Below are 26,047 nucleotides of genomic sequence, written 5' to 3' on the forward strand. Positions count from 1 at the left end.
GCTTATTTAGTAAAAAAGGCGTATTTTAAATAAAACGTGAGAATTTTATATTATTTGTTACTCAAATGTAATGCCTTTTTAATAAAATTAATATATATATAACTATTAAAATGCGTTTTAATGTGATATATAAAAATGAATCTATATAACCAAGTAAATATATATAGGTGACTAAAGTATTGTTTCGTCGATAGTATTTTTGGTAAGTAAATAGAATCACTTGATTTAAATGTTTTTTATGGAAATGTCTATTTTTCTGAAATGATATAGAAGTTTTGAGATGCTTTCTGAGCGTTTAAAAGCACCCCGGAAAATAAACGAAATTAGGTTTTTTTGTGGTAGTGAGAGGCATTAATGTATCGTATCTGGGCTTATAAAATCAAAATACAATAAATGAAAAAAAGAGAGGTTTGTTAAATAAGAGCCAATATTGAGGTTGTACTTTAACGCGAAAAGGAAATATATTAATAATAATAGGGTAGTAGCTAAAGTACAGTGACTCTATGGAATTGCTAGTGAAATATGGAAGGTTTAATAAGTTTTTAGACTATATATAATAGTGGGTTCATATTTAACATGCAGATTACATACGTTACTTTTTAACATACTACATTACAGATGGATTCACACTATATTATTATTGGTAAGTTATTCCTGGTTTTGACGATATACGTCCGGGATTAAGAAAACTATAAAAAATTTCACTAAAACAAGCTCTAAAACTTTAAAAAGCTGCCTTTTAGATATACTTTAATGTAAATCGGGAAGGTAGTTTTTTATTGGATTTAATTTGAAAATAAATAGGAGAAAGTACTTTTTGAAATTAAGTAGTTATATTTATGAATAAAAAGGGAGTTTGCTATAAAATGCTAGGAGTAGTATAGAAGTAACATGATTAAATAATAAATAATTTAAGATTTTTTGAAGAAAAAACGATATTTTAAAAACTATTCTTTTGATTAATTCGTCAAATATAAATAGAAGACAGTAGTGCGTATTTAGGGGGTAGTGTAATGCCAAAGCCAATGAAAGATAATCGCAGATATATAAGTGGTTTGGACGGACTAAGGGCATTGTCAGTGTTGGCGGTCGTATTGTATCATCTACATTTTAAATCAGTAGACGGTGGATATTTAGGTGTAGCCATTTTCTTTGTTTTGTCAGGTTATTTAATAACAGATTTACTAGTAAATGAATGGGATAAGACTGGGAGGATTGATCTAAAAGGATTCTGGATTCGGCGATTTAGAAGGTTAATCCCAGCATTATTTATCATGTTAATCCTAGTTGGTACGTGGATTACACTTTTCCAGAGAACGTTTTTAGTAGGGCTGCGTTCAGAAATAGTAGCGGCAGCATTATATGTTAGCAACTGGTTTTACATAGCACAAGATCATTCGTATTTTACATCGTTTGCTCCGCCATCACCGTTGCAACATATGTGGTCACTTGCAGTAGAGGAACAATTTTACATATTATGGCCAATTATTATGATGATAGGTTTGAAGTTTGTTAAGAATAGAGGAACTCTTGCAATAGGTATTTTCCTAGGTGCACTTGTATCCGCTATTTTAATGTTTGTAATGTATGAACCAGGTGTAGATCCTAGTCGCGTTTACTATGGTACAGATACTCGAGCATTTTCAGTATTAATAGGAGCATCGTTGGCATTTGTATGGCCTAGTAGAAAGGTTGCTAAAAACGTCACGGATGATGCTAGAAAACTTCTTAACATTGTAGGAATCATTAGCTTTTCTTTATTAATATTGATGATGATGACGATGGATGAGACAGGTTCGTTTTTATATATGGGCGGTATGCTTTTAGCTTCAATTGTGACTGCTATTTTAATTGCAGTTATAGTGCATCCAGCAAGTTTCGTAGGAAATCTATTTAGTTTTAAACCTCTTATTTGGATAGGGGTACGCTCTTACGGAATTTATATTTGGCATTTCCCGATTGTTGTTTTAATGGGAGCAGGGGTTGGATATGAGGATGTTAGCTTTATCAAAGTGTTGATCATTATTGGATTAACACTACTATTTGCCGGTTTATCTTGGCGATATGTGGAGGATCCAATTCGCAGAGGTCAATGGCGGATATGGCTAAATAATTTTCAATCGAAAGAATGGACATGGTCTTGGTCTCAATGGGAATTACCTTATCGTATTGGTTCAGCAATAGGTGGCTGTGTACTAATTATTTTCATTATGGGGATGATTTTCACGCCAGCTAAGCAGTCTGCAAGTGAACAATTGGAAGAGCATTTAATAGCAGAGCAAAAAAAACTTGAAAAAGTACAGCAAGAACAGAATATAGAAGCAAAGAAAGCTAATGAAGAGAAAATGAATCAAGAGGAAGAAGAGCGACGCGAAGAAGCGAAGGCGAAAGCTGAAGCAGCAAAAGAACAAGTAGAAGCTTTAGAAAAAGAAAAGGCTAGAAAGGCACTGGAAATACCAAGCGAGGTATCAGTTAGTGCGATTGGTGATTCGGTTATGTTAAGTGCTGCTACTGAGTTACAGAAGAAAATACCACAAATTATTGTTGATGCACAAATAGGTCGTCAAGTATACGATGCTTCGAAAGTTGTGACGGACTTAAAAAGCCAAGGTAAACTTGGACAAGTTGTTGTGGTAGGTCTTGGCTCTAATGGTGATTTTAGTACAACACAATTAGATACATTATTAAAAGCCATTGGCAAGGAACGCACAATTTACTTGATAAATACAAGGTTACCAAGGGATTGGCAAGACGGGGTAAATGAAAAATTAAGCGAAGCTGCAGAAAAAAATAGCAATGTAACATTAGTAGATTGGTATAGTGAAACAAACAATGATAAAGATTTCTTCTATCCTGACATGATTCATCCAAATGAAGAGGGTGGGAAATTTTATGCCTCGCTTGTACGCAAAGCTATAGCGCAATCTGTGAACTCTAAGTGATAATTATCAAATTGATAAAACTGTATATCTTAATTATTAGAAAGCCTCCAACAGTTGAAGTTCTAACTGTTGGAGGCTTTTTTGCAAAAATAGATATGGATATTCAATACTAGTACGTTGAGTTATCAACTACGCATGTTTTTGAATCGAACCATTATTTGTTGAGTGGAGTTTTACTTTTTACTTTATCTTCTTTATTAATCAATGTATGGGCATGCTCAATAACAGCTTCCTTAGGATCGAGAATTGCAGTCAATCCATTTTTTCTATTCAGTTCATCACATTTATTAATCCAAAAATCAGCATTTTCAATGCCAACTTTTCTAGGGTCAAAAATCGGATCCAATCCAGCTTTTTTCTGATTATCATAATCTTTCAATACTTTTAAGGCAGGCTTTGAAAGTAATAAAATAGCGGCTAAGTTAAGCCAAGCCATGCTGCCGATACCTAAATCACCTAATGCCCAAATGAAGGAAACGGATTCTACACTTCCAATATAGACCATACCTAATAATCCTATTTTCAACACAAAATTTAGCCAACGGAATTTTGTGTGTTTGTCTAAATATACTAATGTTGTTTCTGCGATATAGTAATAGGCCATTAAAGTTGTGAAAGCAAAGAAGAATATTGCAATTGAGATGAATATACCTCCAAATCCTGGTAATACGGCCTCTACAGCGGATTGTGTATAAATAGGACCTGCATCGATTCCTTTCATATTATCAACAATTGGTGCCTTACCTTCAGGTGTCACGCTATACATACCTGAAATTAATATCATAAAAGCTGTTGCTGTACAGACGACAATTGTATCAATATAGACAGAAAATGCTTGTACAAGACCTTGCTTAGCAGGATGTGATACTTCAGCTGCCGCAGAACTATAAGTTGCCTCGCCAACACCTGCTACGTTTGAGAATACCGCTCGACGGACCCCCCATGAGATGGCAGCTCCTACAATACCACCAAATGCTTCATGTGCACCAAATGCACTTGAAATTATAAGAGAGAACATAGCTGGAATTTCTGAAAAGTTAGCAAGTAATACAATAAGTGTCACTGCTACGTAGCCGATAGCCATAAAAGGAACTGCTTTATCAGCAACTGTTGCAATACGTTTAACACCACCGAAGATGATAAACCCTAAAAGCACTACAATAATAAGACCAGAAACACTTTTGTTAATACCGAAAACGTTTTCAAAACCTGATGCAATACTGTTGGATTGAACGCCCGGCAGTAAGATACCATAAGATATAGTCACAACAATAGCGACTAATATAGCAAACCATTTTATCTTTAATCCTTTTTCAATAAAGTAAGGTGTCCCCCCGCGATATTGAGTACCTATTTTACTTTTATAAACTTGAGCAAGTGTTGATTCAATAAAAGCACTGGCACCCCCGAGTAAAGCCATAACCCACATCCAGAATACTGCACCTGGGCCTCCAAATGCGATTGCTGTAGCTACTCCTGCGATATTTCCAATACCAACTCTTCCTGATAAAGCTAGACAGAAGGCTTGGAAAGAAGATATTCCATGGTCAGAATTTTTACCTTCAAATAGTAGCATGATCATTTCTTTGAAGTATCTAAACTGTACAAACTTTGTCATAACCGTAAAAAATAAACCTGCTCCTAAAGCAAAAACAACTAGTCCTGTACTCCATACCTGATCTACTAACCAAGTTACGATAGTCTCCATCTTGACTCCCCCTCATGATTGCAAATAGAATTTATAACAATAATTAATTGATAAACCTTCAATGATTGCATAATTCAGTGGCGTATATGATCGAAGCATCATGCTGTATAACCCTAAATAGTTATTTTGTGAACTTGATATTTCTTAGTAATAAAATAGATAAAGGAATAAAGTACTTATTCAAAATGGCCTCCTTTGTAAAAGTAAGTTCAGTTGACATAGGATACTGGTGATTGAGATTTACTAATGTAGTAAATTCACGCCCCTTTCTAAATCTAAAATGAATAATTCCTTCTTCAGATATAGTTAATGCAATTTTTGTGCCAAAATTATTTTTGGTTACTTTGAAAATTAAAAAATATCCCTAATTAAAAAAGAGCCACTCCATTAGTTAAGCTAAACTAGAATGGAGGAGCTCTTTTTCTTTTAGTTTTTTACTAGTTTTATATCTTGTTGATGTTTTATCCAGTATTGTTGTAATTTTTGCTTACCAATGTTGATATCCGGGTGGAATTGAATAAAAGCATTTTCTCTAGTTGAGTTTAATTGTTGAAGTGCATCTTGTATCTCTTGTTCTAGTTTGCCATGATAATTTTTATTAGCAATTGTTAAACCCGCTAAATGTCCTTGTTTAATAGCGATTTTAGCACCCTCAATCCCTGTGATATTGCCTGCTACGTAAAGACCATCTAGAACTGTTTCCATCTTCTCGTTATGTAAGGGAACATAGCCGCCAAGTTCTTCTATCCAATGGAATGGACAGCCTGCTAAAGCGGCCAATTCTGCTAATGGGTATAAGCCACCAGCAATACAGACGAAATCAGCACTAATCTTTGTTTCTGTACCAGGAATTATTTCACCCGAGGGACTAATATCTGCTAGGATAACACCATCAACAGAATTATTACCATAAATCTCAATAACAGCTTTACGAAGCATAATTGGAATATCCCACATTTTCATACCCTTTTTAGGATAAAAAGTGATTCCCATTTTCTTTAGAAAATCATTTTTCATTAGTTTACTTCCCATTTTTACTAATTGGGAAGGAGCCATATGTGCCACATTTAGTAAAGAATTCATAACGGTTAGAGGGTTCCCGGTCTCTTCACTGACCTTTGTTAGTCTTGGTAAGGCAATACAAGCAACTTCAATATTTGCTATTTTTAACTCCATTGCAATCGCAGAAGAAAGTACATTAACGCCTACAATTACGCCTTTATTCCCTGGTTTTACACGATGTACATTTGTCATCACTTGAGCGGCGCCTACAGACATTACACCTGGTAGCGTCCACCCAGGTATAGGGATTGGCAATTCGGCAGCACCTGTCGCTAATAATAAATTTGGTGTTGTATAGGTATGTTCATTAGTATAAACAACCCACTGGCCATCAATTTTTTCAATATTAGAGACTGGAGTACTTAATTTAAAATCGACACCTAATGATAGTGCGCTATTGTATAGGTTTGCGGATTCCTTGACGCCATTCCACCAGCCGCCTGTTGGTTCTTCGTATAATTGACCAAGTAATCTACCACCTGCTTTCATATATTCATCAATGACAGTTACTTTTAATCCTTGTTGTGCCATGGAGATAGCTCCAGATAAGCCTGCAGGCCCTGCACCGATGACGATAGCATTATTCATTATTAGCCCTCCAATCACGAACAGGTGTCGGTAATTTCCCGCCACTTATGATATTCATATTCTCCTCTAATGGTGTTAAACATGCACGGACTCCTTGTTGGCCGTTAACATGTACTCTGCATTCGAAACAATGTCCAATATTGCAGTAAATACCTCGTGGTGTACCGCTCTCCTCATGGTATCGGATTGTACGAATACCGTTTGCCAATAAAGCTGCAGCAATAGATTCTCCTAATAAACCTGTTAATGTTTCACCGTTAAAAGTAAATAGAACTGTATTTAAGTCATTTAATCGCCCTAATACCGGGTGATCTATAATGCGCATTGTCATTCGTTTACACCTCCTAAGTCTCCAAAGTGAATTGGACGAATAGGTGGCTGATATTTTAAGGAAACCTGTTTCTCGTTTCGCGGTTGAACTTTATTAGCTATACTGTCGACCAAATTACGGCACGTCCTACCTCCACAGTAGCCCATACCAGCTCTAGTGCGGAGCTTTAGTTCGCGGGCTGTGCAATCGTAGGCTGTTGCTGTCTCGACCAATTGCCCGTAAGTTACTTCTTCACATCTACAAATTATCATGTTGTTTTCTGACAATACGCTCACCACTTTCAAAAAAGTTTGCAATCTATTCTTAAAACAAATGCAAGAACTATGCCAAAAATCAACTGTAGTTATTTTATGCCTAATTTATTGAGACGGTTGTAAAGTGTAGCACGGGTAATACCAAGATTTTTTGCACATGTATTTTTATTCCCATCAGCTTTATGTAACTCTTTAAGTAATATATCTTTTTCATATTCTTGTAATTGGAGATTCAAAGGTAGGGAATCATATTGTTTTAAATCGTTCTCCTCTTTTTTATTATTCGTAAAGGAGGGAGCATGTAATTCAATTGGTAAGTCTTCAGGTTTTATGATTCCGTTATCAGAGAAGACAACAAGTCTTTCAACTACGTTTTTTAGTTCACGAATATTTCCTGGCCATGAGTAGTTCATTAGATTTTGTAGAATGTCTTGAGAAATACCGTGAACAGGGCGGTTATATTTAATAGAAATTTCATATAAGAAATAATGAGTTAATTCGATTATGTCACTTATTCTTTCGCGTAGAGCGGGAATCTTAATATTCACTACGTTTAAGCGATAATATAAGTCCTCTCTAAATTTTCCTTCTTTTATAAGTTCCATCAGATCGCGGTTAGTAGCTGCAACTACATGGAAGTCAACTTCAATTTCCTTAGTTCCCCCAACAGGGTAGAATTTCTTTTCTTGCAGAAGCCGTAAGATTTTAACCTGCATATCGAGTGGCATTTCACCGATTTCATCTAAAAACAATGTTCCACCCTTAGCAAGTTCTACTTTTCCCTTTTTCCCTTTTTGATCTGCACCAGAAAAAGCTCCTTTTTCATAACCGAAGATTTCGCTTTCAAATAGTCCTGGTGGAATGGCACCACAGTTTATAGCTATAAACGGAGCTTTATCATCTTCTCTTATAGTGTGAATGGCTTTAGCAAATAACTCTTTCCCAACACCACTTTCACCATTAATCAAAATATTCGCATGTGTTGTAGCAGCCTTTTTTACTCTCTCTAATGTCTTTTTTAGTGTAGGGCTATTTCCTTTTATGTAAGTGAAGGGATTATCAGCGTTCTTTACTTTTCTTACTTCTTCTTCTAGAGAGAATAGCTTTTCTGAAGTCTCGTAAAGCTCATTATTTAAACGAATTTGATTTGTAATATTCGCCTCTGAGACAACTGCTCCAATAATAGTATCTTGCCAAATTACTGGATTTGAATTAATTCGAACAACTAAATCTTCACGTGGCTGATGCTGAGCATGTTGAATAGATGTTCCTTGTTGCAATGAATTTAGAATTTCTAGGTGTTCAGCTTGAAAAAAATCAGTGATAGGTCGACCCAATACATCTTGTTCTTTTAACGTAAATAACTCCTCTGCTCCTTTTGTCCAATATAATACGTTCTGATTTTCATCAATAACTGTGCAAGATTCATCAATTGTATTTAAAATCGTATCAAAAAATATATTAGCTTTTAAGTGCTCTGTAAATAAATTAGATAGTAATAGAGTGCTAGTAGTATAGCCGATAATGTCATCATTCATAGTGAATAATATAGGCTTATTATGCTCACAAGAATTTAGAATAGTTGGCAGCGGAGTATCAAAAGAAAATATATCGCAAAAGATCTGTGAATCATCCAATTTAATAAATATCTTCCCGGTATCATCGCGATAAAAAGTTTGTTCTGAAGATTTAGTTTGTAATGAAGAAGTTAAAAGTTCTTTTGAATCAAGTATTGAAAATTTTTTTGATAAGAGCTTAAGAAGTAATTTTTGTTCATTATTCATAAATATCTCCCCGCCTCAATTGTTTAATAAATTAGAATTGTCTAATTTATTTTACACAATATAAGAAAAAATACAAAGTTAATCCATCTAATTGAAAAATATAGATAAAAATGGTTATTTTCTATTTGTAGTGAATGTAATATAGCAATCTATTTATCTTTTTCTAAGTTGAATTCTATATAAATAATGAAATACGCCATAGATTGAGTAGTTTTTGATATGAAATAATTAATAATTTTTCAATAAATAAGTGATATCTTCTAGGGAAACTTAAAAGTTGGCACGGTTCCTGCATTATATATTGCTGACGGAAAGAAAAAGGAGGAGACATAGTGAGTGCTATACAACATCGAGATATTGTTGTAATAGGTGGGGGGATCATTGGTGCAGCAATCGCGTATTATGGCTCTAAAGCTGGTTTAGATATAACAGTACTTGAAAAAAATGAACTAGCTAGTGGAACATCTTCAAGATGCGATGGCAATATATTAGCGATAGATAAGGATCCGGGTTTTGATAGCCAAATGTCTTTGAAAAGCCAGGAACTTGTTCATAAATTAAGCAATGATTTAGAGATACCTTTTGAATATAGGAATCCGGGTAGTATTTTAGTTTGTGAAAATGATGCTGAAATGGAAGCAGCAAATCAATGGGTGAAAAGGCAACAAGATGCTGGTCTAGATTTCAAAATGTTAGATCGACAAGATTTACGCAATGAATCAAAGTATTTTGCAGATGATTTATATGGAGGGTTAGAGTGTGCAACTGACTCCACTGTAAATCCATATATGCTGACGTTTTCAATGTTTCATAGTGCAGAAAAGCAAGGTACAAAAATTCATAAAAATATTGAAGTAAAGCATATAAAGAAGGATTCTGATGGTCGCTTTACAATCGAAACGTCTAATGGCATCTTTTCAGCAAATAAAGTAGTTAATGCATGCGGAGTTTGGGCTCCAAAAATTGGTGAAATGTTAGATTTACATATACCCATTTTACCAAGAAAAGGTCAGCTTATTGTGGCATCTCGTCAAGAGCCGGTTGGTCTGCGTAAAGTGATGGAATTTGGTTATTTAATATCGAAATTCGGTGGAGAAAGACAAGTGGATAAAGCGACTGAACAATATGGCGTTGCTTTAGTTTTTGAACCAACAGAGAGTCAAAATTTTTTAATTGGTAGTAGCCGCCAATTTGCTGGATTTGATACAAGAGTAGACCATGAAGTAACGAAGTATATAGCTAAGAGAGCAGTTCGTTTTTATCCTAAAATGGCCGATATGACAGTAATTCGAACATATGCGGGGTTAAGGCCATGGACAGAGGATCACCTACCGATAATTTCTGAGGTTGAGCATATTCCAGGATTTTATATTGCAGCAGGGCATGAGGGTGATGGTATTAGTTTAGCAGCTGTGACTGGAAAATTAATTGAAGAAATGCTTACTAAAAAAGCTACTTCTGTTCCAATTGAACCTTTAAGATTACAACGTTTTAGGGAAAGGATGTTGACCTAATGAATCTGCAAAGATTATTTACAACCGTTGATACTCATACAGGAGGAAATCCAACACGAACATTAGTTAGTGGGTTACCACCTTTAAAAGGTAAAACTATGTCTGAAAAAATGCTCTATATGCAACAAAACTATGATTGGATTCGCATGTTTTTGATGAATGAACCTCGTGGACATGATGTTATGTCGGGTGCATTTCTAACAGATCCTTGTCATCCAGATGCAGATGTTGGCGTAATTTATGTAGAAACAGGTGGTTATTTACCAATGTGTGGACACGACACAATTGGTTTGTGTACAGCGTTGATTGAGACAGGAATGGTACCTGTTGTAGAACCGTATACACATATTAAAGTAGACACACCTGCAGGATTAGTAGATGTACAAGTGAAGGTGGAAAAGGGCATAGCAAAAGAAGTAACTTTTGCTAATGTACCAGCATTTTTATTGAAGTCTATTGAAATTTATGTGGCGGATATTGGGGAAGTGAAATGTGAAATTGCTTATGGTGGGAATTTTTATGGAATTATAGATGCTCGCTCATTGGATTTACCATTAGTTGAAAACAATGCATCGACCATTATCGACATAGGTATTCAAATTCGTAATGCTATTAATGAGCGTGAAGATATTGTGCATCCTGAATTTCCGTTTATCCGTGGTCTAACACATATTGAATTTTTCACGGACCCAGTTCATCCTACGGCAGATGTGAAAAATACAGTAATTGTTCCTCCAGGGGGAATTGATCGATCACCTTGTGGAACGGGCACCTCTGCAAAATTGGCTACATTGTTTAGTAAAGGTGAAATTGGCATAGATGAGCTCTTTGTACACGAAAGTATTGTGGGTACTCTATTTAAAGCGAGAGTATTAGAAAAAACGAAAGTTAACCAATTAGATGCAGTGATTACTGAAGTAACCGGCTCGGCTTGGCTTATGGGTATGCACCGCTTCTTCTATAATGAACGAGATCCTTTAAAAGAAGGGTTCCTACTTATTCCGCCTATGGAACATGAAACAGAGAAAGAAGGTGTCTAAATGAAGTTTGAGAAAATGTTTAGCACGATTGATACGCATGTTGCGGGCGAAGCATACCGTATCGTAATTCAATCACCAATCACCTTTGCAGAAAATAACATTAAAAAAAATCACGAAGAACTACAAGTACAATTTGAAAATACTAAAAATCTGTTGCTAAAAGAACCTAGAGGCCATAGAGGTATGCACGGATGCATCGTTCTACCATCGGTTGTAGCAGACTTTAGCTTACTATTCTTTACACATGAAGGAGTTAGCAATTTTAAATGCGAGTCTTTAATTGCTACTTTAACAGGACTATTAGAAACAGGGAATTTACAACAAAAATCTTCACATCTTTATAGCATTGAAACAGTGAATGGAATTTTTGAGTTACATGCTGAAATAGCTGATGGTGAAGTTATTGCTACAAAACTTCGTCACTCAAGTGATTTAATAGTTGAGAATTCTCAGGATACTTCTCTAATAGTTATAGATGAAGAGAGACAGTACGCATTATTTGAGAAGGTAAATGAAGCTCAAGAAATTACTTTGGAGAATTTAGCTTCACTTAGTAAATGGGGCAAGGAAAAAATTCGGAACTTAGTGGGAAAAGGTTTAAATATTACGGGTGTCATTTTAATAGAACAAGATGATGAGGATATTTCTCGAGTACGCTCAGTAACATTTGAGAGTGATGGCTATATTTTACGCTCACCGGGTATCGATAGTACTCTTGCGATTGCAAAAGTCTATCAGAAAGAAGTATTACAAAATTCTAGTATTTTTAACAGCACATTTAAAGTGCAAAAGGATTCAAATGAAGAGTTTTATACTATTTCAACAGAGGCCTTTGTGACAGGTATACATCAGTTTATATTCGATCAGGAAGATCCGTTAGAAAACGGTTTTATATTAGCTTAAACAAATTTGAGGAGGAATTGACATGACAAAATTAGAAGGCGTTTTTCCAGTATTAATCACACCTATGTTCGACAATGGTGAAGTGAATTGGGAAGGATTCAAAAACAATATTGAGTATTTTGTTGCACAGAACGTAGGCGGTATTACGATAAATGGTAGTACAGGAGAATTTGTTAGTTTAACAAAAGAAGAACGTTTTAAAGCTGTAGAAATCGCTGTTGCACAAGTGAATGGTCGTATACCTTTAATTGTTGGTACAGCAGCAGAAACGACTGCGGATGCGATTGAATTTACAAAACAAGCTGAAGAAGCAGGTGCTGATGCAGCGCTATTAATCAATTCATACTACGCTCATCCAAAAGAAAATGAAATCTACGAGCATTTCAAAGCAGTCGCGGAATCCGTGAAATTACCAATCATGATTTATAATAATCCATTCACATCTGGCGTAAATATTAGCCAAGAAACGATTTTACAAGTCGGTCGTGACGTAGAGAATATTACACATATTAAAGAATCAAGTGGTGAAATCCGTAAAGTACGTGATATTACACGCCAAGGTGAAGGATTTATCAAAACATTCTGTGGTGCAGATGATTTAGTATTAGAGTCATTCCTAGTTGGAGCGACAGGATGGATTTCAGTAGCAGGTAATATTGCGCCAAAATTAGCGGTGGAACTATATGAGAGTGTACAAAATGGCAATTTAGATAATGCTTGGTTAGTATACGATCGCTTATTACCATTATGTAACTTCCTTGAGGGTTCAGGAAAATATGTGCAAATTGTTAAACGTGCAATGGAGATTAAAGGATTAGCGGGTGGTCCAGCACGTAAACCACGCTTACCATTGAATGAGGAAGAGGAAGCACAATTACAAGAACTTATTAAAAATGTAGAGACAGTACCACAATAGTTTAATAGAAAACTATTGTGGAATATGACAGTAAAGAGAAAATGATCCTCTCTTAGTGAACAACTAATAGAGGATTGTTTTCGGTGAATTTAATTTTGGAGGGAGTATGAGGTATGACAACAATTAATTATAGTTTAAAAGAAAAAGTAGTAGAATTTCTAAACGGAACCATTGGATTGTATATTAACGGAGAATACGTACCATCGATTAGTGGGGGAGCGATAGACGTAATTGATCCAGCTACAGAGGAAATCATCACTCAAGTATGTGAGGCTCAAGCAGACGATATTGATGTAGCGGTATCCGCAGCTCGCAAAGCTTTTGATGAGGGTGAATGGACGAAATTAGAAGCAGCAGAGCGATCACGTCTTATGTACAAATTCGCAGATTTATTAGAAGAACATCGTGAGGAACTTGCACAATTAGAGTCACTTGATAATGGTAAACCGTATGAAGTGGCTCTGGCAGATGATATTGATGGTACAATTCAGCATTTTAGATATTATTCAGGGTGGGCAACAAAAAGTTTAGGTAATACCGTTCCAGTATCTCCTGATTACGTAACTTATACGGTTCACGAGCCAGTAGGTGTTGTAGGGCAGATAATTCCGTGGAATTTCCCGTTAGCGATGGCCGCTTGGAAACTTGGAGCTGCTCTCGCAGTAGGTTGTACCGTCGTTATTAAGCCGGCAGCAGAAACACCATTGTCATTATTATACGCGGCTAAATTATTTAAAGAAGCTGGTTTCCCAGATGGTGTTGTAAATGTTGTCCCAGGATCAGGTCAAGGGGCAGGTGGAGCGATTGTAGAACATCCTCATGTTGATAGAGTGGCTTTTACTGGATCTACTGCGACGGGTAAAAAAGTAATGGAAACAGCTGCACAGCAAATAAAAGGCGTCACATTAGAACTTGGTGGTAAATCTCCAAGTATCATTTTAGAAGATGCTAACTTAGAAGAAGCTATTGAAGGTGTCTTCAATGGCATTATGTATAACCACGGACAAAACTGTAGTGCGTGCTCACGCTTATTTATTCACCGCAAACATCATGATTATGTTGTAGGGGAATTAGTGAGACGAGCTAATAAGTTAAAACTAGGACGTGGTTTAGAGCCTTCAACAGATATGGGCCCATTAGTATCTGCAAAACAGCAAAATACTGTTTTAGGTTATATTGAAAAAGGAAAAGCTGAAGGTGCAAAAATAGTTGCAGGTGGTGGGAAACCGTTTGATAAAGGTTATTTTGTAGAGCCTACTATTTTTGTTGATGTTGAAGATCATATGACTATTGCTCGTGAGGAGATTTTTGGGCCAGTACTTGCTGTATTTGTATTTGATACAGTTGATGAGGTTATTCGACGTGCAAATGATAGTGACTATGGTTTAGCTGCTAGCGTGTGGACTGAGAATATTAAAACAGGTCATTATATCGCCAACCGCTTACAATCAGGAACTGTATGGATTAATGATTTTGGTCTTGAGTGGGAAACAATGCCGTTTGGAGGCTATAAAAAATCCGGAGTTGGTAGAGAAATGGGTGGAGAATATGGTCTAGCAAACTATACTGAGGTTAAGAGTGTATTTGTGAATATTAAACGTTAATAGCAAATCGTCTTATAAATATGATTCTTTAAGACATAGTTAAATTTAGAATAACATTTCAATATTAGTATTAAAGATAATGCTCGATATCCTATTTAGGGTATCGAGCATTTTGTATAGTTATAGCTCCTTACGCTTACTAGCAGAAGGAATTCTCATTTCTTCGCGGTATTTATTGATAGTTCTCCTAGAGATTGTGATGCCATATTCAGAGTTGAAATATTCCGCCATTTTCTGATCTGAATAGGGTTTTATTTTATTTTCTTCAGCAATGAGCTGTTGCAAAAGAGTTTTTACTTTTTCTTGTGAAATCGTATGGCCATCTTTTGTTTCGAGTTTGGATGTAAATAAGTTTTTAAGTTCAAATGTACCAATTGGTGTTTGAACAAACTTATTGGTTGTTGCTCGACTTACAGTAGATTCATGCATTTCTATAGCTTCAGCTACTTCTTTTAAAGTAAGTGGTTGTAAAGCAGAAAAACCTTTTAGAAAAAAATCCTGCTGCTTTCCTAAAAGTACCTGCATGATTTTAATAATTGTATTACGACGTTGTTCGATGCTGTTAATGAGCCAATTATAATTTTTATAATGCTCATTAATATATTTTTTTTCATCACGATTTGCAGTTGGTAAGTTCATATAAAAACTATTTAAATGGATATTTGGCAAGTAAGTATCATTTAAATGGAATAGTAATTGATGATTATGTTCTTCCACAATAATATCTGGACGCAAATATTCCGTTGTTTCATGACTCATAACAGCACAGGGTTTCGGGTTCAAGGTTTTAATCAAATCATTGCATTCTTTTATTTCTGCGAGTGAAATATGCATTTTATTGGCGATAACTTGCCATTTTTTCTCTGCCAATAAATTTAAATGTTCATTAATAAGTATAGCTAGTTGTTGGTGTTCAGGATATCGAGTGCGAGCTTGTAAAGTTAGACATTCTTCTAATGTACGGGCACCAATACCAGAAGGGCCAATTTGTTGTAATAGATGTATTCCTTCAGTAATTTCTTTTGTTTCAAAAGTGGTATGTATGGGATCCGTTTGGAAGTATCCTTGATCATTTAAATTATAAATAATGTATTTTAACTGTTTTTGTATGTAGTCATCATTGAAATTAAGTTTTACTAATTTATATAAATAATCTCTAAAATCAATTTCAGCTTTATATGTAATATCTGTAGTTTCTTTTCTTGAGTGATTTGAAAAGGTGTACATTGGTAACTTCTCGACGTATTGATCATCAGCTTTTTCTTGAAGTTCAATTAAAGGGTTCTCTAATTCTTGCTGCCGGATAAATTGTTCTAAATCATCATTAGAGTATTGAAGTAACTCGATTGACTGTCTAAGTTGAACTGTCATTAACATTTTCAATTCCTGGCGTTGTTGAATTACAAGTTCCATATAATCCCCCTCTAATCTAATCCACCCATTGTTTAACTATTGTAGCACATGTTCTATTACTTCAAAAAGACGTATTTCTATGGAAATAAACCATAAAAGAGTTTGTGCGGTTTTATATTTATAATATTTTTTCTATTTAAAGTAAATAAAATAGTGGTTAATGTAGTTATTTACTAATGATAGATTATTTTGAATTTAAAATCAAAATATGTCGTGTTGTGTCAGTTGAATATTCGAAGTGGCATGAAGATTGCATGTAATAATTTATGGAAATGATGGATTCCAATTTAATGGGAGATGGGAGGGTATTTTATGTTTCGTTATATTATGAGTAGGATTGGTTATATGTTTGTTACATTGTTTATCATTATTTTATTATCGTTTGTATTAATGCAGACGTTACCTGGATCACCTTTTAATGATGAAAAATTGCCACCTGCACAAAAAGAATTATTATACGAAAAGTATGGGTTAGATAAGCCGGTAGCTGAACAGTTTGTAACTTACTTGAAAAATTTATCACAAGGGGATTTAGGTGTTTCCTTTACCTTTGATAATCGACCAGTAACGAAGATTATTAGTGAACGAATTGGCGCATCAGCCATTTTAGGGATGCAGGCAATTCTATTAGGGACGATGGTAGGTTTATTGTTAGGTATTTTAGCTGCATTAAGACATAACACATTTTGGGATTATGGAGCCATGTTAATAGCGGTATTGGGTATTTCAATTCCATCGTTTGTATTTGCAGGCTTTTTACAATATTGGGTAGGGGTCAAACTAGGATGGTTACCTATTGCCTTTTGGGGAGGATTTGAATATTCAATTTTACCAACATTTGCGTTGTCAGTAAGTGTTGTTGCTACGATTGCTAGATTTACACGTATCGAAATGCTAGAAGTCTTAGGACAGGAGTATATTATAACTGCGAAATCAAAAGGGCTTTCTAGTTTCGAAATCATAGGTAAGCATGGAATAAGAAATGCACTTATTCCTATTATTACAATTATAGGTCCACTTATTGTTAATACTATTACGGGCTCACTTGTTATTGAGAAGATTTTTAGTATACCAGGATTAGGCGAACAATTTGTTAATTCAATTATTACGAATGACTACCAACTGATTATGGGAACCACTATTTTTTATGCAGTTCTTTTCATAGTAGTTGTATTAATTGTTGATATTTTATACGGCTTTATTGATCCGCGCATTAGAGTAGCGGGGGGGAACCGATAATGGTAATAAAACATAATGAAAATGTAAAAGTGAAAAAGTATTCACCTGATTTATTTGAACCAGCTAATCAAGGGGCAATAAAAAGAGAACAAATTATGAGACCTGAGCAATCCTTTTGGCAGGATGCCTGGAGTAGGCTTAAAAAAAATAAAGCGGCATTCTTTGGTTTACTGATAATTGTAGTTGTCATTTTATTGGCGATATTTGGACCTTATATGAACAGTCATGGTTATGACGAACAAGATTTAACCCGTACCAATTTGCCCCCGAAGATTCCTGTGCTAGAGAATATTTCATTTTTAGGAGTTGATGGCAAGGATATTCGTAATGTCGACCAATATGCTTCTAAAAACGTTGATGAGTTTTTTTGGTTTGGTACAGATGAATTGGGAAGGGATTTGTGGACGAGAGTTTGGCAAGGAACTAGGATTTCGTTATATATCGCTTTCTTAGCAGCGACTATTGATTTAATTATTGGTGTAGCATATGGAGCGGTATCGTCATTTTATGGGGGAAGATTAGATACATTGATGCAACGTATTATTGAAGTTCTAGTTGGAATTCCAGGTTTAATTGTCAATATATTATTAATTTTAATACTAAAACCAGGGATTCTTTCTATTACATTAGCAATGGTTATTGTAGGTTGGATAGGAATGGCTCGGATTGTCCGAGCACAAATACTAAAGTTGAAAGGACAAGAATATGTATTAGCTTCTAGAACTTTAGGTGCAAGCAACCAGCGTTTAATATGGAAACATTTAATACCAAATACATTTGGTCCGATTATAGTGGTTACAACTTTCACTATTCCTGGTGCTATTTTTACAGAAGCTTTATTGAGTTTTATTGGTTTAGGGTTACAGCCACCAATCGCATCATTAGGAACCATTGTGAATGATTCTTATAAATTATTACGAATTTATCCACATGGAATGGTCGTATCGTCAATCATTATTAGTTTAATCATGATTAGTTTTAATTTATTAGGGGATGGTTTACGGGATGCGTTTGACCCTAAAATGAGAAAATAAGGGGGATGGAACATGGACTATATACTTCAAGTAAAAAATCTCCATGTATCTTTTGATACATATGCAGGAGAAGTACAAGCAGTACGAGGCGTTTCTTTTGATTTGAAGGCTGGTGAAACACTAGCGATTGTAGGTGAATCAGGTTCAGGGAAATCTGTAACATCAAAAAGTTTGGTGCGATTAAATCCCCCTGAATCTACTAGGGTTAAGAACGGTGAAATCCTGTTTGAGGGAAAAAATATCTTGAATATTACCGAGCAAGAAATGCGTAAAATACGTGGTGCAGATATTGCAATGATTTTTCAAGATCCAATGACTGCTTTAAATCCAACGATGACGATTGGAAAACAAATTGCGGAGAGTATTCGAAAACATACTAATATGGGCAGTACGAAGGTTAAAGATCGAGTTATTGAGCTCCTTCAAATGGTTGGAATAAAAGATGCTGAAACACGTATAAAGCAATATCCACATCAATTTTCTGGGGGGATGCGACAACGTATTGTCATTGCAATGGCATTAGCATGTGAGCCAAAGATAATTATTGCGGATGAACCAACTACAGCATTAGATGTTTCTATTCAAGCACAAATACTAGAACTCTTAAAACACATACAACAACAAATGGGTTTATCTATTGTGTTTATCACACATGATTTGGGTGTTGTCGCAAAAATGGCTGATCGTGTTGCAGTTATGTATGCAGGCAAGATTGTTGAAATCGGTTTAGTAGATGAGGTTTTTTATAAAACAACGCATCCTTATACGAAGGGATTGCTAGCAGCCATGCCTAGACCGAATATGATGTCAGATGAACTCTATTCGATCCCTGGCTCTCCACCAGATCTACTAAATCTCCCGCAAGGAGATGCATTTGCAGAGCGTAATAAACAGGCGTTAAAAATAGATTTTATAGAAGAACCTCCTTTATTTCAGATATCAGATACGCATTTTGCTGCCACGTGGTTATTGCATGAGCTTGCACCAAAAACAGTTCCTTTAGAAAATAAATCTGAAGAGTCAATGTCCAGTGATTTTGTATTGGAACAAGAACGTACTACAAAGGAGAATCTCATTTTAGTTAAAGGGTTAAAGCAGTATTTTAAATTGGATAAACATAATACTGTAAAAGCAGTTGATGATATCAGTTTCAACATATATAAGGGTGAAATTTTTGGATTAGTAGGCGAATCAGGCTGCGGTAAATCAACGACAGGTCGCTCTCTCATTAAACTAAATGATATGACTGCGGGAGAAGTTATTATTGATGGAAAAGATATTAGAAAAGTGAAGTCTAAGAAGGAGTTATTGGAGTTTAATCGTAAAGTTCAAATGATTTTCCAAGATCCTTATTCTTCTTTAAATCCAAGAATGAAAGTCGCTGACATTATTGCTGAAGGACTTGATATCCATCATTTGAATGTAAATCAGCGTCAAGAAAAAGTACACGATTTACTCGAAACTGTAGGCTTAAATAAAGAACATGCTAATCGCTATCCACATGAATTTAGTGGTGGTCAGCGCCAACGTATTGGTATTGCAAGAGCACTAGCAGTGGAACCAGATTTTATCATTGCGGATGAACCAATTTCTGCGTTAGATGTTTCAATTCAAGCACAAATAGTGAATTTGCTAAAAAAGTTACAAAAAGAAAAAGGACTTACTTATTTGTTTATTGCTCATGATTTATCGATGGTAAAATATATTAGTGATCGAATTGGTGTAATGTATAGAGGAAAAATTGTAGAGATGGCGAGCAGTGAAGAATTATATGAAAATCCAATTCATCCTTATACAAAATCATTACTATCAGCATTACCACTACCAGATCCATTGTTGGAAAGAGAGCGAAAGCGAATCATTTTTGATGATCAATCTTATGAAGGTAGAAATCGAGAAAATGAAATTCTAAGAGAAGTCAGAAAGGGTCATTTTGTGATGTGCACCGAACAAGAATATGAAGAATATAGAAAGACTATTAAGGTGGTGAATCATTAATGTCCTTTAAAGATATTTATAGAATCGTAATTTGTATGTTGATTTCTATTGTCTTATCAGTCGTATTTATCTATGTGTTTGGACAAACAAATGTAGTTCTGAGTATATTAAACAATTTGTTTATCATAGCATCTATATTGTTAATAATCGGTGGAGGATTCTTTGTTCTTCAAGGGGGACTCTTCAATGGTATTACTTATAGTTTTAAACGATTTTTTAGCCGAATAACTAGATTAGGAGAATATGCTACAGCAATCGACGGAGATGTTGAATATACTTCAGCTTTTTCAAGTGATTACACGTACCCCATATTAATAGCAGGGGGTATTCAATTTATACTCGTATTGTTAATTTCAATTATTTATTTTTAAAAAAGAGATGTGAGCAATTTGCTCACATCTCTTACTTGTATGTCCTATTATGAACGTATTCTCTAAACGAAATAACTTTTTCAATGGCCAACAAATTCATGAATTTGTTTTAGGTTTTGAATCTTGTTATATGGATAGTAATATAAGGATCGTAAGGTTAATCACTCTCTATTTTTCGATGTATGCCCATTTGTAACTCATATCTGCAGAGAATGGATGCTCATAAAGGTTTTTTACATAAGGTTTCGTCAAGCGACTAATACCTACTTGGTAAGTTGGTGCGAATGCGACATCGTCTAGCATTAATTTCTCAGCTTGTTGCAATATTTCCCAACGTTTTTTACTATCAACAGTTACTCTCGCTTCTTTGATTAGTTTATCAACGCTACTATTACTGTAGTTAGATTGATTGTATGGTGCACCTGTCTCAAATAACTCGATATACGTCATAGGATCTTGGTAGTCAGGTCCCCAGCCGCCATAATCTAAATCAAAATCGACTTTAGCTTCTAAAGCTAATTTTTGTTTGTTAGGTTGCATATTAATAGTCAATTTAATGCCTTCTAAGTTTTTTTCAAGTTGATTTTTAATGTACTCGACGGCGCTTTTAGCTTGTGCAGTATCGTAACTTAGTATTTCTAGAGTCACTTTGTCAGTACCTAATTCTTTTAAGCCTTTTGCCCAATATTCTTGAGCTTTACTAATATCAGTTTTGTTCATATCACCATTGCCATCACGGAAGTCTTTACCATCAGGGCCTGAAGATAAACCTTCAGGTACTAAGAAATAGGCGGCGATGGATCCGTTTTTCATAATGACATTTGCCATAGCTTCTTTATCCCAGCCCATATCAATAGCTTTACGGATATTTTGATTGGATAGATATTTATTTTCGTGATTAATACGTAAAAAGTATGTGTTAGGTTTTAAGAAAGTTGAGAATTCTGGGCTATCTTTGTATTGATCAACGAATTCACTTGATAAAGTAGCTGTATCAATTTCATTTGCTTCGTATAGGTTCATAGCAGTTGCCGTGTCCTTAACGATTTTTTGGTTGATTGTAGTTAGTTTTACAGTATCTTTATCCCAATATTTCTCGTTCTTTTTAAATTTCCAACCTTGGCCTTGTTTCCATGATTCCAATATAAAGGGACCATTGTATATCATTTTATCAGTTTCAAGAGCATACTGGTCACCTTGTGCTTCAGTGAATTCCTCATTTTGTGGGAAGAATGGTGCATATGTTGTTAAGCTTAAGAAATATGGAATTGGTCTTTCCAGTTCGATTTCTAATGTATAGTCATCTACTGCTTTAATTCCAAGTTGATCAATTTTACCATACAGTGTGTCATTTTTATCTTGAATTTTTACAGCATTTTTAATGTCTAGCATTAGGTAAGAATATACAGCCTGTGTTTCGGGATTAATAGCCTTTGACCAAGCATAAATAAAGTCGTGTGCCGTAACTGGAGCATCGTTACTCCATACAGCATCTTTTCGAAGCTTGAAAGTATAAGTCTTACCGTCTTTGGATATCTCATGTGACTCTGCAATCCCTGGAACTGCTTCGTTTTCAGGCCCAATGCGATACAAGCCTTCATAAACAGAGTTCATAGCAGTTACTGCTAGCGCATCTAAGCTACCGAGTGAACTCATCGTTGTTAAATCCCCTGACGCAGATAGATTTAATACTTGTTCAGTCGTTGAACTGTTAGGATCACTAGCCTTTTCACCTTCCGTTTCGTTAGCTTCATCCTTACCGTAGCAGCCTGTTAAAATAATCATTAAAGAAAATAATAACATGAAAGAAAATAAAACTTTCTTCTTCATAAAATAAGCCCCCCTATTTTAAAATCCCAACAAACGAAAAGAATCCTATCATCCTTCTGAATGTGAGTCGAAGTAATAGTATGCAATATTCATGCCTATATCTTTATTAAGGTACAAATTTAGTGAAAGATTGGCATAATACTTGCAACATGTTAAATATTAAATTATTGGAGGGTTAAAAATGGGGAAATTAGAAAAGTTAAGAGCTGTATTAGAAGAGCAAGGATTGGAAAGTTTAATTGTGACAAATGATCAAAATCGACGTTACTTAACAGGATTCACTGGGAGCGCAGGAACTGTGTTGGTAACAAAAAACAAAGCATTCCTATTTGTGGATTTCCGCTATGTTCAACAAGCTCAAAATCAAACAATGGACTTTACTGTGAAAGAAATTGATCGTGCAGTTTTGTATGAAGTAATTTCCAACATATTACAGGAGGAAAATGTTAGTAGAGTTGGATTTGAGGAAAAGAATATTACGTATTACTTACATTCATTATTTGCTAAGAATATTCAAGCAGAACTTGTACCCATTTCAGGTGCAGTTGAAAAATTACGTATGATTAAATTACCTGAAGAAATTGAAAAGATTAAAATAGCAGCAAGTATTTCTGATGCGGCATTTACACATATATTGGATTATATAAAACCAGGCATATCAGAAATTGATATTGCCAATGAACTAGAGTTTTACATGCGAAAGAAAGGAGCTACTTCATCTGCCTTTGATATGATTGTAGCTTCAGGGTATCGATCAGCATTACCACATGGTGTCGCTAGTAATAAGTTAATAGAAGAAGGGGATATCATAACGCTTGATTTTGGGGCTTGTTATGATGGCTATCGTTCAGACATGACACGCACAATTGCTATAGGACAACCAACAGAAGAAATGATAGAAATCTATAATATTGTTCATGGCGCATTAGAAAATGCACTGGCGCATATGAAGGTAGGCATTACTGGCAAAGAAGCTGATGCTTTGACTAGACAGTATATAGAAGAAAAAGGATTCGGAAAGCAATATGGGCATGGTTCTGGACATGGGATAGGGTTAGATATTCATGAGGACATTTTCATGTCTCCAGTTTCGGAAGAGGTATTACAAGAAGGAATGGTGTTAACGGTTGAACCTGGTATTTATTTACCTAATGTAGGTGGAGTTCGTATTGAAGATGATGTTCTAATAAAAAAGGATGGAATAGAAATTTTGACTTCTTCTCCAAAAGAGTTAATTATTTTATCTATGTCTATAAAATAAGACAACTGTCAAAAAATCTGTACAGTAAAAAAGAACGACTGACTATGTCAGTCGTTCTTTTTCTTTTATTCACTCATTTCATACAACGATATGCTTTCAATATAGTTTACAAATCTACGCAATTCTTTTTCTTCTGTTCGGTCAATTTCACCGGCTTCGTACATTTTTTGGATTTCCAAACGTTCAGTTTCAATTAAAAGAGCGCGTAATTCCTCTTTTATTTCATCGCGGCGTTCAGAATTTCGAGTGACGGATTGCTTCATCCTATCCATAATTCTGCGATATTCGTAAATAATAGAATTAGCAAGATCAGGGTTTTCTTCTGATTTTGCATATTGTTCTAGAGCATCAATGCCTGCTCCTAAAGCGTGCATACGTAACTCTTTCTTTTGGCGGAAATATTCAATCCGTTTATCCTTATTTAAACTGTATCTTTTTCGAGTAGTTTTCCAGTGAAGTAAAATTCTATAGAGAATAGTGATTACTTTTGGGCGATTTGGATTACTAATATTCTTTTCGCGTTCTTTAAAAGCAGCTTGGCATGCAGAGTATATATCCGGATCTAAGTTTTGGTCCTTTTGATTCTTTTCTATATAGTCCTTTTCTGCTTTTAACCCAATTAAACGTAGTTTTTTTATTTGATGCTTGCGTTCTTTAGAAGCTAATTTTTCTGCGTTGAGCTCTACATCGATTTGATTGAACATCATTTTTGCTTCGTCTATTAATTCAAAAGCTACAGTTTGGTTTTCTTCAGTCATCACTGTATTTATTTTACGGACTGAAGCAAGCAGTAAGCGTTTTTTGGCTTCATTAAAAGTGAGCTTTCCTTCTCGTATTTCTAAAACTTCTTCTTCATCAATTAAAAGAGGTAAGAAAATTGTAGCAATTAGCAATGTAAATAAAATAACACTAGATGCTAAAAACAAAATCAGCGAACGCTCTGGAAACAAATCTCCGTTATCAACTAGTAAAGGAAGTGATAAAACACCGGCCATCGTTACAGCGCCACGAACGCCTGTTAAGCTAGTCAGCAAACTCGCCTTCAGACTAGGCCTTTCTATTTCTTGAATTGCGTCTTTTTTATATTCATAGTGAGAAAAAGCATATGACCAAATGAAACGAATACCTAAAATAACAAAACCAATTGCAATAGAGTAACCGATAATTTGCCAGTTATTCATGGATGGATTCTCTAACGTTTCTGTCATCGACAACGGAATGTTTAATCCAAGTAACAGGAATACGACTCCGTTTAAAATGAACAGCACGATGGACCAAGTGTTTTCTGTAATTATTTGTTCTTCAGCAATTAAAGTCTCAGTATGATCTTTTACAAGTGCATGCACAATTCCACCTACAACGACTGCAATGACCCCTGATGCATGAAAGACATCCTCTGCAATGAAATAAATGATAAAAGGTGTTAAAAGCTGTAATAATGAATGAAAAACGACATCATGGATGCCTTTTTTTCGAAGTGTAAAGCGCAGTTGCGTAATGATGATACCTAAAATTAGACCAAGTATAGCCCCAGCCAAAAATGTATAAGTAAACTCGAAAAAAGCTTCCTTAATTGAAAAGTACCCTGTCACAACAGCTGCCACGGCGAATTTGAAAGCAACTAAACCAGAGGCATCATTAATAAGTGATTCACCACGAACGAGGTTTAAAATCTTCTCGGGTATTTGAATACGCTTTGCAATACCGTTTACTGCTACAGGATCTGTTGGTGATAAAATGGCTGCAAGTGCAAATGCAGCAGCTAGAGGTATATCAGGAATTAGCCAATGGATAAAGTAACCACCGCCGAGCGTCGTTAGAAGGACTAATATAATGGCATTCCCAAGAATAGGTGTGCGCATTTTCCACAGTTCTTCTCTAGGGAAATTGCGTCCGTCATTATACAAAAGTGGGGCAACAAAAAGTAATAAAAACCATTCAGATTCAAGCTGAAGCGTCATTTCATTAGCGAATATAGCTAATAGAACGCCAAGTGCTATTTGGATTAGTGCTGTAGGTATAAATGGAATATAATGTCCAATTACATTTGATAATAACAGGCAAACTAATAGTAATAGGATTGTAATTAATAAATCCATAATAAACTCCCTTCAAAAAAAGTATCGATAGAAAAGTAAGTATTTATTCATTACCCTTTTTCAGAAATAAATGTACTGTATAAAGAAAATTTCAAGAATATTTATGAAAAGGCCACGTTAAATTTGACAAAGGTGTAAACGTTCGCAAATAAGTGC

19 protein-coding genes are annotated in these 26,047 nt (G+C 35.1%); 11 read left to right on the plus strand and 8 right to left on the minus strand.

Annotated features, from left to right (window positions below):
• The first annotated feature begins 1,013 nt into the window (after nt 1-1,013).
• On the plus strand, nt 1,014-2,942 hold the full coding sequence (locus tag MHH98_RS02190; RefSeq protein ID WP_076035281.1) for an acyltransferase family protein: 1,929 nt from the start codon (nt 1,014-1,016) through the stop codon (nt 2,940-2,942).
• Between the two features lie 154 nt (nt 2,943-3,096).
• On the opposite strand, the gene MHH98_RS02195 is transcribed toward MHH98_RS02190, so the two are convergent.
• From MHH98_RS02195 to MHH98_RS02215, 5 genes are all read right to left on the minus strand, one after another.
• Nucleotides 3,097-4,650: an alanine/glycine:cation symporter family protein gene (locus tag MHH98_RS02195; RefSeq protein ID WP_340712204.1), complete on the minus strand. Its 1,554-nt coding sequence runs from the start codon at nt 4,648-4,650 to the stop codon at nt 3,097-3,099.
• A gap of 426 nt (nt 4,651-5,076) precedes the next feature.
• The gene (locus tag MHH98_RS02200; protein WP_038179424.1) at nt 5,077-6,300 is read right to left on the minus strand and encodes an NAD(P)/FAD-dependent oxidoreductase; all 1,224 of its coding nucleotides are present in this window, start codon (nt 6,298-6,300) and stop codon (nt 5,077-5,079) included.
• Nucleotides 6,293-6,631 (minus strand): (2Fe-2S)-binding protein, encoded by a 339-nt coding sequence (locus tag MHH98_RS02205; protein WP_038179422.1) that lies wholly within the window; start codon nt 6,629-6,631, stop codon nt 6,293-6,295. The genes MHH98_RS02200 and MHH98_RS02205 overlap by 8 nt, the downstream gene beginning before the upstream one ends.
• Nucleotides 6,628-6,882: a (2Fe-2S)-binding protein gene (locus MHH98_RS02210; RefSeq protein ID WP_038179504.1), complete on the minus strand. Its 255-nt coding sequence runs from the start codon at nt 6,880-6,882 to the stop codon at nt 6,628-6,630. The genes MHH98_RS02205 and MHH98_RS02210 overlap by 4 nt, the downstream gene beginning before the upstream one ends.
• A 92-nt stretch (nt 6,883-6,974) precedes the next feature.
• Nucleotides 6,975-8,669, minus strand: a complete 1,695-nt coding sequence (locus MHH98_RS02215) for a sigma-54 interaction domain-containing protein (RefSeq protein WP_038179420.1) — start codon at nt 8,667-8,669, stop codon at nt 6,975-6,977.
• A 341-nt stretch (nt 8,670-9,010) separates the two neighbouring features.
• Here MHH98_RS02215 and MHH98_RS02220 point away from each other — a divergent pair, with 341 nt between their 5' ends.
• The 5 genes from MHH98_RS02220 to MHH98_RS02240 all read left to right on the plus strand — a co-directional run bounded on the left by MHH98_RS02220 (nt 9,011) and on the right by MHH98_RS02240 (nt 14,646).
• Entirely contained in the window at nt 9,011-10,183 is a 1,173-nt protein-coding gene (locus tag MHH98_RS02220) for an NAD(P)/FAD-dependent oxidoreductase (RefSeq protein WP_038179502.1), read from the plus strand.
• Nucleotides 10,183-11,223: a proline racemase family protein gene (locus tag MHH98_RS02225; protein ID WP_038179419.1), complete on the plus strand. Its 1,041-nt coding sequence runs from the start codon at nt 10,183-10,185 to the stop codon at nt 11,221-11,223. Before MHH98_RS02220 ends, MHH98_RS02225 begins: the two co-directional genes overlap by 1 nt.
• Nucleotides 11,224-12,126, plus strand: a complete 903-nt coding sequence (locus MHH98_RS02230) for a proline racemase family protein (RefSeq protein ID WP_038179417.1) — start codon at nt 11,224-11,226, stop codon at nt 12,124-12,126.
• Between the two features lie 22 nt (nt 12,127-12,148).
• Nucleotides 12,149-13,042, plus strand: a complete 894-nt coding sequence (gene dapA, locus MHH98_RS02235) for a 4-hydroxy-tetrahydrodipicolinate synthase (RefSeq protein WP_038179415.1) — start codon at nt 12,149-12,151, stop codon at nt 13,040-13,042.
• A 113-nt stretch (nt 13,043-13,155) separates the two neighbouring features.
• Nucleotides 13,156-14,646, plus strand: a complete 1,491-nt coding sequence (locus MHH98_RS02240) for an aldehyde dehydrogenase family protein (protein WP_340712205.1) — start codon at nt 13,156-13,158, stop codon at nt 14,644-14,646.
• Nucleotides 14,647-14,766: 120 nt separating this feature from the next.
• Here the strand turns inward: MHH98_RS02240 and rpoN are convergent, their stop codons facing one another.
• Entirely contained in the window at nt 14,767-16,059 is a 1,293-nt protein-coding gene (gene rpoN / locus MHH98_RS02245) for an RNA polymerase factor sigma-54 (protein WP_038179411.1), read from the minus strand.
• 312 nt (nt 16,060-16,371) lie between these two features.
• Between rpoN and opp3b the strand changes: the two genes are divergently transcribed.
• From opp3b to MHH98_RS02265, 4 genes are read left to right on the plus strand one after another with little or no spacing between them, the layout of a single operon-like run.
• Entirely contained in the window at nt 16,372-17,298 is a 927-nt protein-coding gene (opp3b, locus tag MHH98_RS02250; protein WP_038179409.1) for an oligopeptide ABC transporter permease, read from the plus strand.
• Entirely contained in the window at nt 17,298-18,332 is a 1,035-nt protein-coding gene (opp3C, locus tag MHH98_RS02255) for an oligopeptide ABC transporter permease (protein WP_038179407.1), read from the plus strand. Before opp3b ends, opp3C begins: the two co-directional genes overlap by 1 nt.
• A gap of 12 nt (nt 18,333-18,344) precedes the next feature.
• Nucleotides 18,345-20,330 (plus strand): ABC transporter ATP-binding protein, encoded by a 1,986-nt coding sequence (locus MHH98_RS02260; RefSeq protein ID WP_076035275.1) that lies wholly within the window; start codon nt 18,345-18,347, stop codon nt 20,328-20,330.
• On the plus strand, nt 20,330-20,701 hold the full coding sequence (locus MHH98_RS02265) for a DUF3899 domain-containing protein (protein ID WP_235175669.1): 372 nt from the start codon (nt 20,330-20,332) through the stop codon (nt 20,699-20,701). Before MHH98_RS02260 ends, MHH98_RS02265 begins: the two co-directional genes overlap by 1 nt.
• 168 nt (nt 20,702-20,869) lie before the next feature.
• Here MHH98_RS02265 and MHH98_RS02270 read toward each other — a convergent pair whose 3' ends face one another.
• Nucleotides 20,870-22,531, minus strand: a complete 1,662-nt coding sequence (locus MHH98_RS02270; protein WP_038179405.1) for a peptide ABC transporter substrate-binding protein — start codon at nt 22,529-22,531, stop codon at nt 20,870-20,872.
• Nucleotides 22,532-22,712: 181 nt separating this feature from the next.
• Here MHH98_RS02270 and MHH98_RS02275 point away from each other — a divergent pair, with 181 nt between their 5' ends.
• Entirely contained in the window at nt 22,713-23,792 is a 1,080-nt protein-coding gene (locus MHH98_RS02275) for a M24 family metallopeptidase (RefSeq protein WP_340708590.1), read from the plus strand.
• A 65-nt stretch (nt 23,793-23,857) separates the two neighbouring features.
• Here the strand turns inward: MHH98_RS02275 and MHH98_RS02280 are convergent, their stop codons facing one another.
• Nucleotides 23,858-25,891: a Na+/H+ antiporter gene (locus tag MHH98_RS02280; RefSeq protein WP_038179399.1), complete on the minus strand. Its 2,034-nt coding sequence runs from the start codon at nt 25,889-25,891 to the stop codon at nt 23,858-23,860.
• Nucleotides 25,892-26,047: the final 156 nt, after the last annotated feature.

It is taken from the genome of Viridibacillus sp. FSL H8-0110 (genome assembly GCF_038003565.1).
Lineage (GTDB): Bacteria > Bacillota > Bacilli > Bacillales_A > Planococcaceae > Viridibacillus > Viridibacillus arenosi.

What these genes read in the sequence shown, in the direction of transcription:
- MHH98_RS02190 (WP_076035281.1), top strand. Translation starts at nt 1,014, where the DNA reads ATGCCAAAGCCAATGAAAGATAATCGCAGATATATAAGTGGTTTGGAC.
- MHH98_RS02195 (WP_340712204.1), bottom strand. Translation starts at nt 4,650, where the DNA reads ATGGAGACTATCGTAACTTGGTTAGTAGATCAGGTATGGAGTACAGGA.
- MHH98_RS02200 (WP_038179424.1), bottom strand. Translation starts at nt 6,300, where the DNA reads ATGAATAATGCTATCGTCATCGGTGCAGGGCCTGCAGGCTTATCTGGA.
- MHH98_RS02205 (WP_038179422.1), bottom strand. Translation starts at nt 6,631, where the DNA reads ATGACAATGCGCATTATAGATCACCCGGTATTAGGGCGATTAAATGAC.
- MHH98_RS02210 (WP_038179504.1), bottom strand. Translation starts at nt 6,882, where the DNA reads ATGATAATTTGTAGATGTGAAGAAGTAACTTACGGGCAATTGGTCGAG.
- MHH98_RS02215 (WP_038179420.1), bottom strand. Translation starts at nt 8,669, where the DNA reads ATGAATAATGAACAAAAATTACTTCTTAAGCTCTTATCAAAAAAATTT.
- MHH98_RS02225 (WP_038179419.1), top strand. Translation starts at nt 10,183, where the DNA reads ATGAATCTGCAAAGATTATTTACAACCGTTGATACTCATACAGGAGGA.
- MHH98_RS02230 (WP_038179417.1), top strand. Translation starts at nt 11,224, where the DNA reads ATGAAGTTTGAGAAAATGTTTAGCACGATTGATACGCATGTTGCGGGC.
- dapA (WP_038179415.1), top strand. Translation starts at nt 12,149, where the DNA reads ATGACAAAATTAGAAGGCGTTTTTCCAGTATTAATCACACCTATGTTC.
- MHH98_RS02240 (WP_340712205.1), top strand. Translation starts at nt 13,156, where the DNA reads ATGACAACAATTAATTATAGTTTAAAAGAAAAAGTAGTAGAATTTCTA.
- rpoN (WP_038179411.1), bottom strand. Translation starts at nt 16,059, where the DNA reads ATGGAACTTGTAATTCAACAACGCCAGGAATTGAAAATGTTAATGACA.
- opp3b (WP_038179409.1), top strand. Translation starts at nt 16,372, where the DNA reads ATGTTTCGTTATATTATGAGTAGGATTGGTTATATGTTTGTTACATTG.
- opp3C (WP_038179407.1), top strand. Translation starts at nt 17,298, where the DNA reads ATGGTAATAAAACATAATGAAAATGTAAAAGTGAAAAAGTATTCACCT.
- MHH98_RS02260 (WP_076035275.1), top strand. Translation starts at nt 18,345, where the DNA reads ATGGACTATATACTTCAAGTAAAAAATCTCCATGTATCTTTTGATACA.
- MHH98_RS02265 (WP_235175669.1), top strand. Translation starts at nt 20,330, where the DNA reads ATGTCCTTTAAAGATATTTATAGAATCGTAATTTGTATGTTGATTTCT.
- MHH98_RS02270 (WP_038179405.1), bottom strand. Translation starts at nt 22,531, where the DNA reads ATGAAGAAGAAAGTTTTATTTTCTTTCATGTTATTATTTTCTTTAATG.
- MHH98_RS02275 (WP_340708590.1), top strand. Translation starts at nt 22,713, where the DNA reads ATGGGGAAATTAGAAAAGTTAAGAGCTGTATTAGAAGAGCAAGGATTG.
- MHH98_RS02280 (WP_038179399.1), bottom strand. Translation starts at nt 25,891, where the DNA reads ATGGATTTATTAATTACAATCCTATTACTATTAGTTTGCCTGTTATTA.